At 57.6% G+C, this 15979-nt stretch carries 17 protein-coding genes; 14 read left to right on the plus strand and 3 right to left on the minus strand.

Going from position 1 to position 15979, the window contains the following annotated elements:
* Genes recF through dnaA form a run of 3 tightly spaced genes read right to left on the minus strand, consistent with a single transcriptional unit; the run spans nt 1 to nt 3782 of the window.
* The gene (gene recF, locus LCU97_RS20460) at nt 1–1104 is read right to left on the minus strand and encodes a DNA replication/repair protein RecF (protein WP_232777601.1); all 1104 of its coding nucleotides are present in this window, start codon (nt 1102–1104) and stop codon (nt 1–3) included.
* Between the two features lie 8 nt (nt 1105–1112).
* Nucleotides 1113–2216, minus strand: a complete 1104-nt coding sequence (gene dnaN / locus LCU97_RS20465) for a DNA polymerase III subunit beta (RefSeq protein WP_053149253.1) — start codon at nt 2214–2216, stop codon at nt 1113–1115.
* Nucleotides 2217–2252: 36 nt separating this feature from the next.
* Nucleotides 2253–3782, minus strand: a complete 1530-nt coding sequence (gene dnaA / locus LCU97_RS20470) for a chromosomal replication initiator protein DnaA (RefSeq protein ID WP_053149250.1) — start codon at nt 3780–3782, stop codon at nt 2253–2255.
* A 565-nt stretch (nt 3783–4347) separates the two neighbouring features.
* Here dnaA and rpmH point away from each other — a divergent pair.
* The 14 genes from rpmH (at nt 4348) to LCU97_RS20540 (ending at nt 15965) form a co-directional block, all read left to right on the plus strand.
* Nucleotides 4348–4482 carry a 50S ribosomal protein L34 gene (rpmH, locus tag LCU97_RS20475; RefSeq protein WP_003213577.1) on the plus strand — a complete coding sequence of 45 codons (135 nt, stop codon included), beginning with the start codon at nt 4348–4350 and terminating at the stop codon, nt 4480–4482.
* 16 nt (nt 4483–4498) lie between these two features.
* Nucleotides 4499–4900 carry a ribonuclease P protein component gene (gene rnpA, locus LCU97_RS20480; protein WP_232777602.1) on the plus strand — a complete coding sequence of 134 codons (402 nt, stop codon included), beginning with the start codon at nt 4499–4501 and terminating at the stop codon, nt 4898–4900.
* Nucleotides 4893–5138, plus strand: a complete 246-nt coding sequence (yidD, locus tag LCU97_RS20485; protein ID WP_010465488.1) for a membrane protein insertion efficiency factor YidD — start codon at nt 4893–4895, stop codon at nt 5136–5138. The genes rnpA and yidD overlap by 8 nt, the downstream gene beginning before the upstream one ends.
* A 2-nt stretch (nt 5139–5140) precedes the next feature.
* Nucleotides 5141–6823, plus strand: a complete 1683-nt coding sequence (gene yidC, locus LCU97_RS20490; protein ID WP_053149247.1) for a membrane protein insertase YidC — start codon at nt 5141–5143, stop codon at nt 6821–6823.
* Between the two features lie 79 nt (nt 6824–6902).
* Complete coding sequence (gene mnmE / locus LCU97_RS20495) at nt 6903–8273, plus strand: tRNA uridine-5-carboxymethylaminomethyl(34) synthesis GTPase MnmE (RefSeq protein ID WP_232777603.1); 1371 nt, start codon at nt 6903–6905, stop codon at nt 8271–8273.
* A 539-nt stretch (nt 8274–8812) separates the two neighbouring features.
* Nucleotides 8813–10711 carry a tRNA uridine-5-carboxymethylaminomethyl(34) synthesis enzyme MnmG gene (gene mnmG, locus LCU97_RS20500; RefSeq protein WP_053149241.1) on the plus strand — a complete coding sequence of 633 codons (1899 nt, stop codon included), beginning with the start codon at nt 8813–8815 and terminating at the stop codon, nt 10709–10711.
* Between the two features lie 5 nt (nt 10712–10716).
* Nucleotides 10717–11352: a 16S rRNA (guanine(527)-N(7))-methyltransferase RsmG gene (rsmG, locus tag LCU97_RS20505; protein WP_172679604.1), complete on the plus strand. Its 636-nt coding sequence runs from the start codon at nt 10717–10719 to the stop codon at nt 11350–11352.
* Nucleotides 11353–11370: 18 nt separating this feature from the next.
* The gene (locus LCU97_RS20510) at nt 11371–12168 is read left to right on the plus strand and encodes a ParA family protein (RefSeq protein WP_024777783.1); all 798 of its coding nucleotides are present in this window, start codon (nt 11371–11373) and stop codon (nt 12166–12168) included.
* A 9-nt stretch (nt 12169–12177) separates the two neighbouring features.
* Nucleotides 12178–13050, plus strand: a complete 873-nt coding sequence (locus tag LCU97_RS20515; protein ID WP_053149233.1) for a ParB/RepB/Spo0J family partition protein — start codon at nt 12178–12180, stop codon at nt 13048–13050.
* A gap of 148 nt (nt 13051–13198) precedes the next feature.
* Nucleotides 13199–13606: a F0F1 ATP synthase subunit I gene (locus LCU97_RS20520; RefSeq protein ID WP_053149230.1), complete on the plus strand. Its 408-nt coding sequence runs from the start codon at nt 13199–13201 to the stop codon at nt 13604–13606.
* Between the two features lie 16 nt (nt 13607–13622).
* On the plus strand, nt 13623–14492 hold the full coding sequence (atpB, locus tag LCU97_RS20525; protein ID WP_053149227.1) for a F0F1 ATP synthase subunit A: 870 nt from the start codon (nt 13623–13625) through the stop codon (nt 14490–14492).
* 134 nt (nt 14493–14626) lie between these two features.
* Nucleotides 14627–14884: a F0F1 ATP synthase subunit C gene (atpE, locus tag LCU97_RS20530; protein ID WP_003097235.1), complete on the plus strand. Its 258-nt coding sequence runs from the start codon at nt 14627–14629 to the stop codon at nt 14882–14884.
* Nucleotides 14885–14942: 58 nt separating this feature from the next.
* The gene (locus LCU97_RS20535) at nt 14943–15416 is read left to right on the plus strand and encodes a F0F1 ATP synthase subunit B (protein WP_053149224.1); all 474 of its coding nucleotides are present in this window, start codon (nt 14943–14945) and stop codon (nt 15414–15416) included.
* A gap of 12 nt (nt 15417–15428) precedes the next feature.
* A complete protein-coding gene (locus LCU97_RS20540; RefSeq protein WP_053149221.1) occupies nt 15429–15965 on the plus strand; it encodes a F0F1 ATP synthase subunit delta in 537 nt (178 codons plus the stop codon).
* Nucleotides 15966–15979 lie beyond the last annotated feature (14 nt).

Genomic DNA, 15979 nt, shown 5'->3' on the forward strand with positions numbered 1-15979 from the left:
TCACTCCCGATGGTCGTGGGTCTGGGTGATACGGCCCTGTTCCACGTGGAACAGGGCGACTGGCGTTTCCGTCTGCCAGCCTTCCCTCAGTAATTCGTGGTCTACACAGGTAATGAACACCTGGCAGCGTAAGTCTTCCAGCAAACGGCAAAGCGCTCGACGGTGGGCCTCGTCCAACTCGGACGGCAGGTCATCCACCAGATAAATACACTGGCCGCGGCGAGCCTGGCTGACCAGGTGTCCCTGGGCAATACGCAAGGCACACACCACCAACTTCTGTTGCCCCCGGGACAAGATGTCCGCGGCGTTGTGGGCGCCCAATCGAAGGCGCAAGTCAGCGCGTTGTGGCCCAGCCTGGGTATGGCCCATCTGCTGATCACGTTGCAGCGAGCCAGCCAGTACGGCGCTCAGCTCCCGGTCTTTGTCCCAGCCCCGGTAATAGCTGAGCGTCAGGCCCTCGAGCTCAACCAGTTCGCTCAAGGTCTGCTCGAAGACCGGTTTCAGGGCTTTGATATAAGCGCGGCGGTATTCATCGATTTCAGCGCTGGCCTGGCACAGTTCCCTGTCCCAAACCGCTTGCGAAACGGCGTCAAGTGTACCATGCCGAAGCCAAGAGTTTCGCTGGCGCAGCGCCTTCTGCAAGCGCTGCCAGGTTGCCATGAAACGCGGCTCCACATGGAACACCCCCCAATCGAGGAACTGCCGGCGAATCTTCGGGGCACCCTCCAGCAGGCGGAAGCTGTCTGGATTGATCAATTGCAACGGCAGAATCTCGGCCAGTTGCGCAGCGCTGCGGGCGTTCTGCCCATCGATACGTATCTGGAACTCCCCTTGCCGGTCCCGTGAAATCCCCAACGCACTATGACCCCCTTCAGCCAGCTCTACCTGTCCGAACACCGTACAGGCCAACTGATCGTGTTGGATGACAGGTGACAGGCGGGTGCTGCGAAACGATCGGGCAAGTCCCAGCAGATGAACAGCTTCCAGGACGCTGGTTTTGCCGCTGCCATTAGCGCCGCAAAGAATATTGATGCGGGGGGAGGGGGAGAAGGTCACCGGGTGCAGATTGCGCACCGCGGTGACCGAGACGCGACTCAGGGACATCTAGCTGATTACAGACGCATCGGCATGACAACGTAAGCCGAATCGTCGTTATCGGACTCCTGCAGCAGCGCACTGCTGTTGGAGTCCGACAGGATCAGGCGAACCTGTTCGGTGGTCATAACGCCCAGTACGTCAAGCAGGTAGCTGACGTTGAAGCCGATTTCCAGGGAGCCCCCGTTGTAGTCGACGCCCACTTCCTCTTCCGCTTCTTCCTGTTCCGGGTTGTTCGCCTGGATTTTCAGTTGACCGTTGGCCAACTGCAGACGAATGCCGCGGTACTTCTCGTTGGATAAAATAGCGGTACGACTGAAGGCTTCGCGCAACGCCTGGCGATCACCCAGTACCAGTTTGTCGCCGCCCTTAGGCAGAACGCGCTCATAATCCGGGAATTTGCCGTCCACCAGTTTCGATGTAAAGGTGAACTCACCGGTGGTCGCACGGATATGGTGCTGACCCAGGACGATGCTGACGTTGCCGTCCGGCTCGGTCAGCAGGCGCGCCAATTCCAGAATACCTTTGCGCGGCACGATCACTTGGTGCCGATCCGGCTGACCGATATCGGCCTGCATCGAGCACATGGCCAGGCGGTGCCCGTCGGTGGCGACGGCGCGGATCACACCGGCGGACACCTCCAGCAGCATGCCGTTGAGGTAGTAGCGCACGTCCTGCTGGGCCATGGCGAAGCTTGTGCGCTCGATCAGGCGGCGCAATTTGCTTTGCTCGAGGCTGCAGGTCAGCGAGCCCGGGCCTTCTTCCACTGTTGGGAAATCATTGGCCGGCAGGGTGGACAGGGTAAAGCGGCTGCGACCGGCCTTGACCACCAGCTTCTGCTCATCGACCTTGATGTCAATCAGCGCGTCGTTAGGCAGGCTCTTGCAGATGTCCATCAGCTTGCGGGCCGGCACCGTGATGGAGCCCGGATCGGCCGGCTCTTCAAGTTGCACACGCCCCACCAGCTCGACTTCCAGGTCGGTACCGGTCAGCGACAGCTGCTGGCCTTCGACAACCAGCAGCACGTTGGAAAGTACCGGCAAGGTCTGGCGGCGTTCGACGACGCCCGCGACCAGTTGCAGGGGTTTCAACAGGGCTTCGCGTTGAATGGTGAAATGCATGGTCTAGTCCCTTGCCTTAATAAGCTGCGCTGGTCATCAAGTGGTCAGTGTACGCAGCAGGTTCTTGTAGTCCTCGCGGATGTCCGCGTCGGATTCCTTAAGTTCGTTGATCTTGCGGCAGGCGTGCAGCACCGTGGTGTGGTCGCGTCCACCAAACACATCGCCGATTTCCGGCAGACTGTGGTTGGTCAGTTCCTTGGACAAGGCCATGGCCACCTGACGTGGACGAGCTACCGAACGCGAGCGGCGCTTGGATAACAGGTCGGATATCTTGATTTTGTAGTATTCAGCTACAGTTCTCTGGATGTTATCCACAGACACTAATTTGTCCTGAAGGGCCAAAAGGTCTTTCAAGGACTCACGAATCAGCTCGATGGTGATGTCGCGACCCATAAAGTGCGAATGAGCGATCACCCGCTTGAGGGCGCCTTCGAGTTCGCGCACGTTCGAACGGATACGCTGGGCAATGAAGAACGCAGCATCGTGTGGCAGTTCGACCTTGGCCTGATCGGCCTTCTTCATCAGGATCGCCACACGGGTTTCCAACTCGGGCGGCTCGACAGCCACCGTCAGACCCCAGCCGAATCGGGATTTCAGGCGCTCTTCCAGGCCTTCGATTTCCTTCGGGTAACGGTCACTGGTAAGAATCACCTGCTGCCCGCCCTCGAGCAGTGCGTTGAAGGTGTGGAAAAACTCTTCCTGGGAACGTTCCTTGCGAGCGAAGAACTGGATGTCGTCGATCAGCAAGGCGTCCACCGACCGGTAGAAACGCTTGAATTCGTTGATCGCGTTCAGTTGCAAGGCCTTGACCATGTCGGCCACGAAGCGCTCGGAATGCAGGTACACGACCTTGGCATTCGGGTTCTTCTTTAATAAGTGGTTACCCACAGCGTGCATCAAGTGGGTTTTACCCAGGCCCACACCGCCATAAAGGAACAGCGGGTTATAGCCATGCTTGGGGTTATCCGCGACCTGCCAGGCGGCCGCCCGGGCCAGCTGGTTGGATTTACCTTCGACAAAGTTCTCGAAGGTGAACGTCCGGTTCAGGTAGCTGGTGTGCTTGAGCGCACCTTCGACCTGGACGGTGCGTTGTTCGGAACGCACCGGTGCCTGCTGGGAGCTGGCGCCGGCCATAGGGTCGAAACTATCGCGCGAAGGCTCCTCGCTGACCTCTTCCACCTTTTGTGCATTGCGTTTGCTCGGCGCAGGCGTCGGGGCAGTTGGGGCAGGAGCGGCATGGTTGACCGGCGCCGCGGCTGCCTGGGCCTGAGAGGCCGCCGCCGCCAACGGCGCATTGGGCGCAGCCCGCGGCGCTGAGCTGCGCTTGCTGCCTATCAATAAGGATAGGGCAGGCGCCATGCCATTGCCATGCTCGTCGAGCAGTTCCAGGACCCGCCCCAGGTACTTTTCATTGACCCAGTCGAGGACGAAACGGTTCGGAGCATAGACGCGCAACTCGTCGCCTTCGGCTTCGACCTGTAGTGGACGGATCCAAGTGTTGAATTGTTGGGCAGGCAGCTCATCGCGCAAAAGCTCCACGCACTGCTGCCAAAGTTCCACTGACACGGATATCCCCTAAGTTGAAAGCCGGTGAGGCAAAAACAAGCGGCCATTGTAGCGAGCAGGCGTTCACTTATCCACACGCAGGTGGCACATCCTCCAAGGAATTATCAAAGCCTTAACCATAAAAAAGGTGACAAACGGTCGGTGGATAAGCCCTGTGGATAACCAGGCTTCAGGGCGTTGGAAAAGTCCCCTCGAATCCCAGTGGATAACCGGCCTGTGGATAACCACTCATTCCGCACACAGCTTATCCGACAGCGCAGCACAGGCTGATCACGGCTTTCCCTTGTAGTTGTCATTCTCTCTACGCCACGCACCATAAGGGCTGAGGTTAGTTATCCACAGATACCTGCCAGCCTTGCCTTTATAAGCTTCACAAAAAAGCTTTAAATAATTCCCTTCTTTTTATATCTGTGAGCGGTGGCTTTGCGAACCGATTCGCCGGCTCTCATCTATTTAAAGGAAACGTTGGTTGGAAATTGACCTAGGGTCTTGCTTTCTCTAGAATCCCCGGTCTCTTAAAACAGGGGCCATTCCGGCCCGTTGTGGACGAACCAGGTAACACGACATGAAACGTACTTTCCAACCAAGCACTATCAAACGCGCTCGTACCCACGGTTTCCGTGCTCGCATGGCTACCAAGAACGGTCGTGCCGTCCTGTCGCGTCGCCGCGCCAAAGGTCGCGCACGTCTGGCAGTTTGATAATCCGGCATTGGAGGTGAGTCAGGACTTCAGTCGGGAAAAGCGTCTGCTTACACCCCGGCATTTCAAGGCAGTCTTTGACTCCCCTACCGGTAAGGTTCCGGGGAAAAATCTCCTGCTCCTTGCACGCAGCAACGATCTCGATTACCCCCGATTAGGGCTGGTTATCGGGAAAAAGAGCGTCAAGCTCTCTGTGCAGCGCAATCGCCTCAAACGTCTGATGCGCGAATCGTTTCGCCTGAACCAGGATTCACTGGTCGGCTGGGACATCGTTATCGTCGCACGCAAAGGTTTGGGTGACGTAGAAAACCCCGAATTGATTCAGCACTTCGGCAAGCTCTGGAAGCGTCTGGCGCGTAACAAGCCCGCTCCTGCGCCCAATACCGAAACTGTAGGGGTAGACAGTCCCGATGCGTAAACTGGCACTCGTTCCGATCCAGTTTTACCGCTACGCCATTAGTCCCCTAATGGCCAGTCACTGTCGTTTTTACCCCAGTTGTTCCTGCTACGCGTATGAAGCCATAGAAAACCATGGCCTTTTGCGCGGTGGCTGGCTGACCTTTCGTCGTTTAGGTCGCTGTCATCCGTGGAATCCCGGCGGCTACGACCCGGTTCCGCCTATCCCTACCTCCCGTTCTTCTTCGATGGCCGAGTAATCATGGATATCAAACGCACGATCCTGATCGTCGCCCTGGCAATCGTGTCTTACGTCATGGTTCTTAAATGGAACCAGGACTATGGCCAGGCTGCCCTGCCGACTCAGAATGTTGCAGCCAGCAATACCGCACCGAGCCTGCCGGACACCGCTTCCGGCAACAACGCTGCCAGCAGTGATGACATACCGCGCGCGGCAAGCGAAACCAGCGCCCCTGCCGAAGCTCCCGTGGCTGCAAGCAAAGACCTCATTCAGGTCAAGACGGACGTGCTCGAGCTGGCAATCGATCCACAAGGTGGTGACATCGCACAGTTGAAGCTGCCGCTTTATCCACGTCGTCAGGATCATCCGGAAATCCCGTTCCAGTTGTTCGATAACGGCAACGAGCGGACTTATCTGGCCCAGAGTGGCCTGATCGGCACCAACGGGCCGGATGCAAACCCGGCCGGTCGTCCGGTTTACTCCGCCGAGAAGAAGACTTATCAACTGGCTGATGGTCAGGACCAATTGGTTGTCGACCTGAAATTCAGCAAGGACGGCGTCAACTACATCAAGCGTTTCACTCTGAAACGTGGCCTGTATGACGTGACTGTTTCCTACCTGGTCGACAACCAGAGCGCCCAACCGTGGTCTGGCGCTATGTTCGCGCAACTGAAACGCGACGCCAGCGATGATCCTTCTTCCAGCACCGCCACCGGTACCGCGACTTATCTGGGTGCTGCCCTGTGGACAAGTTCGGAGCCGTACAAGAAAGTGTCCATGAAGGACATGGACAAGGCGCAGCTCAAGGAAACCGTTCAAGGTGGCTGGGTTGCCTGGCTGCAGCATTATTTCGTAACCGCCTGGATTCCACAGAAGGGCGAAACAAATATCGTCCAAACGCGTAAGGACAGCAGGGGTAACTACATCGTCGGCTACACCGGCCCGGCATTGAGCGCGGCGCCTGGGGCGAAGGTCGAAACCAGTGCCATTCTGTACGCCGGTCCGAAAAGCCAGGCCGTATTGAAAGAGTTGTCCCCAGGTCTGGAACTGACGGTGGACTACGGTTTCCTGTGGTTCATTGCTCAGCCTATCTTCTGGCTGTTGCAACATATCCACAGCATCGTCGGTAACTGGGGCTGGTCGATCATTTTCCTGACCATGCTGATCAAGGGAATCTTCTTCCCATTGTCGGCCGCCAGCTATAAATCGATGGCTCGCATGCGCGCAGTGGCTCCGAAACTGGCCGCTCTGAAAGAGCAACATGGCGACGATCGTCAGAAAATGTCCCAGGCCATGATGGAGCTGTACAAGAAAGAGAAGATCAACCCGCTGGGTGGATGCTTGCCGATTCTCGTACAAATGCCTGTATTCCTGGCGCTGTACTGGGTTCTGCTGGAAAGCGTGGAAATGCGTCAGGCGCCGTTCATGCTGTGGATTACCGACCTGTCGATCAAGGATCCATTCTTCATCCTGCCGATCATCATGGGCGCCACCATGTTCATCCAGCAGCAGTTGAACCCGACGCCTCCGGACCCGATGCAAGCGAAGGTCATGAAAATGATGCCGATCATCTTCACCTTCTTCTTCCTGTGGTTCCCGGCAGGTCTGGTGCTGTACTGGGTTGTGAACAACGTGTTGTCCATTACTCAACAGTGGTACATCACGCGTAAGATCGAATCGGCTACGAAAAAAGCCGAGGCGTAACTTGCATTGTGGATAACCACACAAAACGCCCCCTCGTGGGGCGTTTTGCTATCTGTCACTTTTGTCTGGATACAGGTTTATGAGCGCACCTCGTGAAACCATCGCCGCCGTTGCCACTGCCCAGGGACGAGGTGGAGTCGGCATCGTCCGTATCTCAGGGCCTTTGGCCAGTGTCGCAGCCAAAGCCATCAGTGGACGTGAGCTCAAGCCGCGGTTCGCTCATTACGGACCGTTTTTCAGCGATGACCAACAAGTACTCGACGAAGGCCTTGCCTTGTATTTCCCTGGACCGAATTCCTTTACCGGAGAAGACGTCCTGGAGCTGCAGGGCCACGGCGGGCCTATCGTGCTGGATATGTTGCTCAAGCGCTGCCTGGAACTGGGCTGCCGCCTCGCCAGGCCGGGAGAATTCAGCGAACGAGCATTCCTCAACGACAAACTCGACCTGGCCCAGGCTGAAGCGATTGCCGACCTGATCGAAGCCAGTTCTGCACAGGCTGCGCGCAATGCCTTGCGTTCATTGCAGGGTGCCTTTTCACAGCGTGTGCATAACCTTACCGAGCAGTTGATCGGCCTGCGGATCTATGTCGAGGCGGCAATCGATTTTCCTGAGGAAGAAATCGACTTTCTTGCTGATGGCCATGTCCTCAACATGCTGGATAAGGTCCGTGAAGAATTATCCACAGTCTTGCGCGAGGCCGGGCAAGGCGCCTTATTGCGTGACGGCATGACGGTGGTGATTGCAGGACGACCGAATGCGGGAAAATCGAGCCTGCTTAACGCCCTGGCCGGTCGAGAGGCGGCGATCGTCACTGAGATTGCCGGCACGACTCGGGATATCTTGCGCGAACATATCCACATCGATGGCATGCCGCTGCACGTTGTGGATACCGCGGGACTTCGCGATACCGATGACCAGGTCGAAAAGATTGGGGTAGAACGTGCGCTGAAGGCCATTGGCGAGGCAGACCGTGTATTGCTGGTGGTCGACGCCACGGCACCGGAAGCGACCGATCCCTTCGCCTTGTGGCCCGAATTTCTCGAAGTCCGACCGGATCCGGCGAAAGTCACGTTGATTCGCAACAAGGCGGATCTGACAGGGGAGGCGATAGCGCTCGAAGTGAGTGACGATGGCCACGTCACCCTCAGCCTGAGTGCAAAGGCAGCAGGCGAAGGGCTGGAACTGCTACGGGAGCACCTCAAGGCCTGCATGGGCTATGAACAAACCTCGGAAAGCAGCTTCAGTGCCCGGCGCCGGCATCTCGAGGCATTGCGTCATGCCAGCGCAGCCCTGGAACATGGACGTACCCAACTGAACTGCGCGGGCGCCGGGGAGTTGCTGGCTGAAGATCTGCGCCAAGCCCAACATTTCCTCGGTGAAATCACCGGGGCTTTCAGCTCCGATGACCTGCTTGGGCGGATCTTCTCCAGCTTCTGCATCGGCAAGTAATCCCTTCTTCAAAAAACCGGGCTGCGCGCCGAATTCTGTCGCGGCAGCCCGACCTCTCTTCTCATCCTCGATTGCCCTTCATGGCGGCTCGCCTGTGGTCGGATGCCATCCGGTCTGTGGATTAAGCTCTGTGAATAACTGCCGCTGAGCCCCGTTGATAACCCCCCTTAAAAACTGGATATAACGGCCTCTGTGGATAACAGGCATTTTCATCCACAGGCTTACACCGGTTATCCAACCCCTTCATTCGTAGATGACCACAGGGTTCAGGATCTCTGTACATCAGGTGAATAAAGGCTTACGTACGTTTATCCACAGATAGGGGCGGACGTAAGAATAAACATAAAAACAAAGGTTTTATAAATTTCTCTCTTTTTTAATTTTTTAACCGCGAGTTCTCCACAGCTGGTTAAATTTTGTGCAAAGGGTTCTTTAGGAAGGGGGAAGTCCCTATACTTGCCGACCTGGTCCAGAAAACGCCCAGGCCAGACTCATAACCTATTTCCGAATTACCTGAATAAGCAGGCACGAGGTGCGTGGTGGATTTCCCTTCCCGTTTTGAAGTGATCGTCATCGGCGGCGGTCATGCCGGTACCGAGGCAGCACTTGCATCAGCACGCATGGGCGCAAAAACCCTGCTGTTGACGCATAACGTGGAAACCCTCGGCGCCATGAGCTGCAACCCTGCCATTGGTGGGATCGGTAAAAGCCACTTGGTCAAGGAGATCGACGCCCTCGGCGGTGCGATGGCCATGGCAACCGATAAGGGTGGTATCCAGTTTCGCGTATTGAACAGCCGCAAGGGTCCAGCCGTTCGCGCTACCCGCGCCCAGGCAGACCGGGTCCTGTACAAGGCTGCTGTCCGTGAAATCCTGGAAAACCAGCCGAACCTGTGGATATTTCAACAAGCGGCCGATGACCTGATTGTCGAGCAGGACCAGGTCCGGGGTGTCGTGACTCAAATGGGCCTGCGTTTCTTCGCCGATTCCGTTGTGTTGACCACCGGAACCTTCCTCGGTGGACTTATCCACATTGGGTTGCAGAATTATTCCGGCGGCCGTGCCGGCGATCCACCGTCCATCGCCCTGGCCCAGCGTCTGCGGGAATTACCCTTGCGTGTCGGTCGATTGAAAACCGGTACTCCGCCGCGCATCGACGGCCGTTCTGTGGATTTCTCGGTCATGACCGAGCAGCCGGGCGACACCCCGATCCCCGTGATGTCGTTCATGGGCAGCAAGGAACAGCATCCACGGCAAGTCAGTTGCTGGATCACCCATACCAATGCCCGCACCCATGAAATCATTGCGGCGAACCTCGATCGTTCGCCGATGTATTCCGCTGCCGGTGAAATCGAAGGCATCGGTCCGCGTTATTGCCCATCGATCGAAGACAAGATCCATCGCTTTGCCGACAAGGAAAGCCACCAGGTCTTCATCGAGCCCGAAGGCCTGACGACCCACGAGCTGTATCCGAACGGAATCTCAACTTCCCTGCCATTCGATGTGCAATTGCAGATCGTGCAATCGATTCGCGGCATGGAAAACGCTCACATCGTTCGCCCGGGCTACGCCATCGAGTACGACTACTTCGATCCGCGTGACCTGAAGTACAGCCTGGAAACCAAGGTCATTGGCGGCCTGTTCTTCGCCGGGCAAATCAATGGCACCACCGGTTACGAAGAGGCCGGCGCCCAAGGGTTGTTGGCCGGTGCCAACGCGGCACTGCGCGCCCAGGGCAAGGACAGCTGGTGCCCACGCCGCGATGAGGCATACATCGGTGTGTTGGTGGACGACCTGATTACCCTGGGTACCCAGGAACCGTATCGGATGTTCACATCCCGCGCCGAATATCGCCTGATCCTTCGCGAAGACAACGCCGACCTGCGCCTGACCGAGAAAGGTCGTGAGCTGGGGCTGGTAGATGATGTGCGTTGGGCGGCGTACTGCAAGAAACGTGAAAGCATCGAACTGGAAGAGCAGCGCCTGAAAAGCACCTGGGTTCGTCCCGGTACCGAGCAGGGCGATGCCATCGCGGCGAAATTCGGCACGCCGCTGACCCACGAGTACAACTTGCTTAACCTCTTGAGCCGCCCGGAAATCGATTATGTCGGGTTGGTGGAAGTGACCGGCCAGGGAGCGGAAGATCCACAAGTGGCCGAACAGGTCGAGATCAAAACCAAGTACGCCGGTTACATCGACCGTCAGCAAGACGAAATCGCCCGTCTGCGCGCCAGTGAAGACACCAAGCTGCCTGTGGATATCGATTACACCGGCATTTCCGGGTTGTCGAAGGAAATCCAGAGCAAGCTCGGTGCAACCCGTCCGGAAACCCTGGGCCAGGCCTCGCGCATTCCCGGCGTTACGCCAGCGGCGATTTCCCTGTTGATGATTCATTTGAAAAAACGCGGCGCGGGCCGTCAGTTGGAGCAAAGCGCTTGAGTTCGATGGTCACCTCGCAACACGCCGAAGAGTTATCCACAGGTGCCCGCCAGCTCGGGGTCAGCCTGAGCGAAGCCCAGCATGCACAACTGCTGGGTTATCTGGCGCTGTTGATCAAATGGAACAAGGCGTACAACCTGACCGCAGTCCGTGATCCGGACGAAATGGTTTCGCGCCACCTGCTCGACAGCCTCAGCGTGATGTCCTTCATCGAAAACGGTCGCTGGCTCGATGTAGGCAGCGGTGGAGGCATGCCGGGTATCCCGTTGGCGATCCTGTTTCCGGACGCGCAAGTCACCTGCCTGGACAGCAACGGCAAGAAGACCCGCTTCCTGACCCAGGTCAAACTCGAACTCAAATTGGATAACCTGCAAGTTATCCACAGTCGCGTAGAAGCGTTCCAGCCTGCACAACCTTTCAACGGGATCATTTCCCGTGCATTCAGCAGTATGGAGAACTTCAGCAACTGGACTCGCCACCTGGGCGACGCCAATACGCGATGGCTGGCAATGAAGGGCGTCCATCCGGCCGATGAGCTGGTAGCATTGCCGGCAGATTTTCACCTCGATAGCGAACACGCCCTGGCCGTACCCGGTTGCCAAGGCCAACGCCATCTGCTGATACTGCGCCGCACGGCATGATTGGGAATACAAGCAAGAATGGCTAAGGTATTCGCGATAGCGAACCAGAAAGGTGGTGTGGGCAAGACCACCACCTGCATCAACCTCGCAGCATCCCTGGTCGCGACCAAGCGCCGGGTGCTGTTGATCGATCTTGATCCACAGGGCAACGCCACCATGGGCAGCGGTGTGGATAAACATGGCCTGGAAAACTCCATCTACGACGTTCTGATCGGTGAATGCGATCTGGGCCAGGCCATGCATTTCTCCGAGCATGGCGGTTATCAACTGCTGCCGGCCAACCGTGACCTGACGGCCGCCGAAGTGGTGCTGCTGGAAATGCAGATGAAGGAAAGCCGTCTGCGCAGTGCTTTGGCGCCGATCCGGGAAAACTACGACTACATCCTGATCGACTGCCCGCCGTCGTTGTCGATGCTCACCTTGAATGCCCTGGTGGCCGCCGATGGGGTCATTATCCCCATGCAGTGCGAGTACTTCGCCCTGGAAGGGTTGAGCGACCTTGTGGATAACATCAAGCGCATTTCCGAGTTGCTGAACCCTGACCTGAAAGTCGAAGGCCTGTTGCGCACCATGTACGACCCGCGCCTGAGCCTGATGAACGACGTGTCGGTCCAGCTCAAGGAGCATTTCGGCGAGCAACTCTACGACACGGTCATTCCGCGTAACATCCGTCTGGCCGAAGCGCCGAGCTACGGCATGCCGGCCCTGGCCTACGACAAACAATCCCGTGGTGCGCTGGCCTACCTGGCCCTGGCGGGCGAGATGGTTCGCCGTCAGCGCCGTAACCCACGCACCGCTGCCGCCCAGCCAACTTAAGGAAACCCCATGGCCGTCAAGAAACGTGGTCTCGGACGTGGACTGGACGCGCTGCTCAGCGGTCCCACCGTCAGTGCGCTGGAAGAACAGGCCGTGCGGGCCGACCAGCGCGAGCTGCAGCATCTGCCGCTGGACCTGATCCAGCGGGGCAAATACCAGCCGCGCCGGGACATGGATCCGCAGGCGTTGGAAGAGCTGGCTCAGTCGATCAGGAACCAGGGTGTAATGCAGCCGATTGTGGTGCGTCCCATCGGCAGCGGTCGTTTCGAGATCATTGCCGGCGAACGCCGCTGGCGCGCCAGCCAGCAGGCCGGTCAGGAAACCATTCCGGCAATGGTGCGCGATGTGCCGGATGAAACCGCCATTGCCATGGCGCTGATCGAGAACATCCAGCGCGAAGACCTCAACCCGATCGAGGAGGCGGTGGCCCTGCAGCGGTTGCAGCAGGAGTTCCAGCTGACTCAGCAGCAGGTTGCCGAGGCGGTGGGCAAGTCTCGCGTGACCGTGGCCAACCTGTTGCGTTTGATTGCGTTGCCGGAAGTCATCAAGACCATGCTGTCCCATGGCGACCTGGAAATGGGTCATGCCCGGGCCTTGCTCGGTTTGCCGGAAAATCAACAGGTTGAAGGGGCGCGACATGTTGTCGCACGAGGTCTTACCGTGCGCCAGACTGAGGCACTGGTTCGGCAATGGCTCAATGGTAAGCCGGCTCCTGTCGAAGCCCCCAAACCCGACCCGGATATCGCTCGCCTGGAACAGCGCCTGGCCGAGCGCCTGGGCTCTGCGGTGCAGATTCGCCACGGCAAGAAGGGCAAGGGGCAGTTGGTGATCGGCTATAACTCCCTCGATGAGTTGCAAGGGGTCCTTGCACACATTCGCTGAAACAATTGCTCTTGTAGCGCGCAGTCGGAAATCACTACCCAGCAGTTGAATAGGGGCAGAACCGCCCCTATACTCTGCGCGCATTTTGTCGGCACAAATTATGCCAAGTTATTGATTTCAGGCAGCCGACCCTTGGAGAGCAAAAGCGATGGAAACCCGCACGCCAAACCGCTTGCCGTTCCATCGTCTGGCAGTTTTCCCGGTCTTGATGGCCCAGTTCGTCGTTGTACTGATCGCCACCTTGGCGCTCTGGCAATGGAAGGGAGTCGTCGCCGGATACTCAGGTCTTTGCGGAGGCCTGATAGCCTTGCTTCCCAATATTTACTTTGCTCACAGGGCATTTCGGTTTTCCGGCGCCCGAGCAGCCCAGGCTATCGTCCGGTCTTTTTATGCCGGCGAGGCGGGGAAACTGATTTTGACGGCAGTGCTCTTTGCACTGACGTTCGCAGGTGTGAAGCCACTGGCGCCGCTGGCTGTATTCGGCGTGTTCGTGCTGACCCAACTGGTCAGCTGGTTCGCTCCCCTGCTAATGAGAACAAGACTTTCGAGACCTTAGGGCGTTTGAGGCAACCATGGCAGAGACAACCGCTTCGGGCTATATCCAGCACCACTTGCAGAACCTGACCTTCGGTCAGCTACCCAACGGCGGCTGGGGCTTTGCCCACTCCGCAGCAGAAGCCAAGGAGATGGGTTTCTGGGCTTTCCACGTCGATACCCTCGGCTGGTCGATCGCATTGGGCCTGATCTTCGTTTTCCTGTTCCGCATGGCGGCGAAAAAGGCGACTTCTGGTCAGCCCGGCGCCTTGCAGAACTTCGTTGAAGTCCTGGTCGAGTTCGTCGACGGCAGCGTGAAGGACAGCTTCCACGGTCGTAGCCCGGTAATCGCGCCGCTGGCACTGACCATCTTCGTCTGGGTGTTCCTGATGAACGCCATCGACCTGATCCCGGTCGACTGGATTCCTCAACTGGCCATCCTGATCTCCGGCGACGACCACATTCCGTTCCGCGCCGTGTCGACCACCGACCCGAACGCGACCCTGGGCATGGCGTTCTCGGTTTTCGCACTGATCATTTTCTACAGCATCAAGGTCAAGGGCATCGGCGGCTTCATCGGCGAGCTGACCCTGCATCCGTTCGGCAGCAAGAACATCCTCGTTCAGGCCCTGCTGATCCCGGTGAACTTCCTGCTGGAATTCGTGACCCTGATCGCCAAGCCAATCTCTCTGGCCCTGCGTCTGTTCGGCAACATGTATGCCGGCGAGCTGGTGTTCATCCTGATCGCTGTGATGTTCGGCAGCGGCCTGCTCTGGCTCAGCGGCCTGGGCGTAGCGCTGCAGTGGGCGTGGGCTGTGTTCCACATCCTGATCATCACCCTGCAGGCGTTCATCTTCATGATGCTGACCATCGTCTACCTGTCGATGGCGCACGAAGAAAACCATTAAGGCCAGTCTCGACTAGTCTGATGTCCTTCCCGGTCAAACGGGAGGGGGCCCGAACAGGCCACGATGAAACGATTTGTTTTACCGCTTTAAATTAAAAAAACCTAAACCATACGACGTAAAAGTCGGGAGGAAAGATGGAAACTGTAGTTGGTCTAACCGCTATCGCTGTTGCACTGTTGATCGGCCTGGGCGCACTGGGTACCGCAATTGGTTTCGGCCTGCTGGGCGGCAAGTTCCTGGAAGGCGCTGCGCGTCAGCCAGAAATGGTTCCAATGCTGCAAGTCAAAATGTTCATCGTTGCCGGTCTGCTCGACGCCGTAACCATGATCGGTGTTGGTATCGCTCTGTTCTTCACCTTTGCGAACCCGTTCGTTGGTCAGATCGCTGGCTAATTACTCGGATTTTTCGAGTAGTTTGATGTGATGGACAACGTAACTGCGAGGTGTTGGCGTGAACATTAATGCGACCCTGATTGGCCAGTCCGTTGCGTTCCTGATTTTTGTATTGTTCTGCATGAAGTTCGTATGGCCTCCGGTCATTGCGGCGCTGCACGAACGTCAAAAGAAGATCGCAGATGGTCTGGACGCTGCCAGCCGTGCAGCTCGCGACCTGGAGTTGGCCCAAGAGAAAGTGGGTCAGCAACTGCGCGAAGCGAAAGCCCAGGCAGCTGAAATCATCGAGCAAGCCAAGAAACGCGGTACCCAGATTGTCGATGAAGCCCGTGAACAGGCTCGCGTCGAAGCTGACCGTGTGAAGGCTCAGGCTCAAGCCGAGATCGAACAGGAACTCAACAGTGTCAAAGACGCCCTGCGTGCCCAAGTGGGTAGCCTGGCCGTTGGCGGTGCTTCGAAGATCCTGGGTGCCACAATCGATCAAAACGCGCACGCAGAGCTGGTTGACAAACTGGCTGCTGAAATCATCTAAGCGAGGGCGATCATGGCAGAACTGACCACGTTGGCCCGACCTTACGCTAAGGCGGCCTTCGAGCACGCTCAGGCCCACCAGCAACTGGCCAATTGGTCAGCCATGCTCGGCCTGGCAGCAGCGGTGTCGAAAGATGACACCATGCAGCGCGTGCTCAAGGCCCCGCGACTGACGAGCGCAGAAAAGGCCGCCACGTTCATTGACGTGTGCGGCGACAAGTTCGATGCCAAGGCACAGAATTTCATCCACGTCGTTGCCGAAAACGACCGTCTCCCGCTTCTGCCGGAGATCGCCGCCCTGTTCGAGCTGTACAAGGCCGAGCAGGAGAAGTCGGTAGACGTGGAAGTGACCAGTGCTTTCGCATTGAACCAAGAACAGCAAGACAAACTCGCCAAGGTTCTCAGTGCACGACTCAACCGGGAAGTGCGTCTGGACGTTACGGAAGACCCTGCCTTGATTGGTGGTGTCGTCATCCGCGCCGGTGACCTGGTTATCGATGGCTCGATTCGCGGCAAACTCGCGAAACTTGCCGAAGCATTGAAATCTTGAGTTTGAAGGGGCAG

Source organism: Pseudomonas uvaldensis (genome assembly GCF_021271205.1).
GTDB classification, from domain to species: Bacteria; Pseudomonadota; Gammaproteobacteria; order Pseudomonadales; family Pseudomonadaceae; genus Aquipseudomonas; species Aquipseudomonas uvaldensis.

What these genes read in the sequence shown, in the direction of transcription:
- recF (WP_232777601.1), bottom strand. Translation starts at nt 1,104, where the DNA reads ATGTCCCTGAGTCGCGTCTCGGTCACCGCGGTGCGCAATCTGCACCCG.
- dnaN (WP_053149253.1), bottom strand. Translation starts at nt 2,216, where the DNA reads ATGCATTTCACCATTCAACGCGAAGCCCTGTTGAAACCCCTGCAACTG.
- rpmH (WP_003213577.1), top strand. Translation starts at nt 4,348, where the DNA reads ATGAAACGTACTTTCCAACCAAGCACTATCAAACGCGCTCGTACCCAC.
- yidD (WP_010465488.1), top strand. Translation starts at nt 4,893, where the DNA reads ATGCGTAAACTGGCACTCGTTCCGATCCAGTTTTACCGCTACGCCATT.
- yidC (WP_053149247.1), top strand. Translation starts at nt 5,141, where the DNA reads ATGGATATCAAACGCACGATCCTGATCGTCGCCCTGGCAATCGTGTCT.
- mnmE (WP_232777603.1), top strand. Translation starts at nt 6,903, where the DNA reads ATGAGCGCACCTCGTGAAACCATCGCCGCCGTTGCCACTGCCCAGGGA.
- rsmG (WP_172679604.1), top strand. Translation starts at nt 10,717, where the DNA reads ATGGTCACCTCGCAACACGCCGAAGAGTTATCCACAGGTGCCCGCCAG.
- LCU97_RS20510 (WP_024777783.1), top strand. Translation starts at nt 11,371, where the DNA reads ATGGCTAAGGTATTCGCGATAGCGAACCAGAAAGGTGGTGTGGGCAAG.
- LCU97_RS20515 (WP_053149233.1), top strand. Translation starts at nt 12,178, where the DNA reads ATGGCCGTCAAGAAACGTGGTCTCGGACGTGGACTGGACGCGCTGCTC.
- LCU97_RS20520 (WP_053149230.1), top strand. Translation starts at nt 13,199, where the DNA reads ATGGAAACCCGCACGCCAAACCGCTTGCCGTTCCATCGTCTGGCAGTT.
- atpB (WP_053149227.1), top strand. Translation starts at nt 13,623, where the DNA reads ATGGCAGAGACAACCGCTTCGGGCTATATCCAGCACCACTTGCAGAAC.
- atpE (WP_003097235.1), top strand. Translation starts at nt 14,627, where the DNA reads ATGGAAACTGTAGTTGGTCTAACCGCTATCGCTGTTGCACTGTTGATC.
- LCU97_RS20540 (WP_053149221.1), top strand. Translation starts at nt 15,429, where the DNA reads ATGGCAGAACTGACCACGTTGGCCCGACCTTACGCTAAGGCGGCCTTC.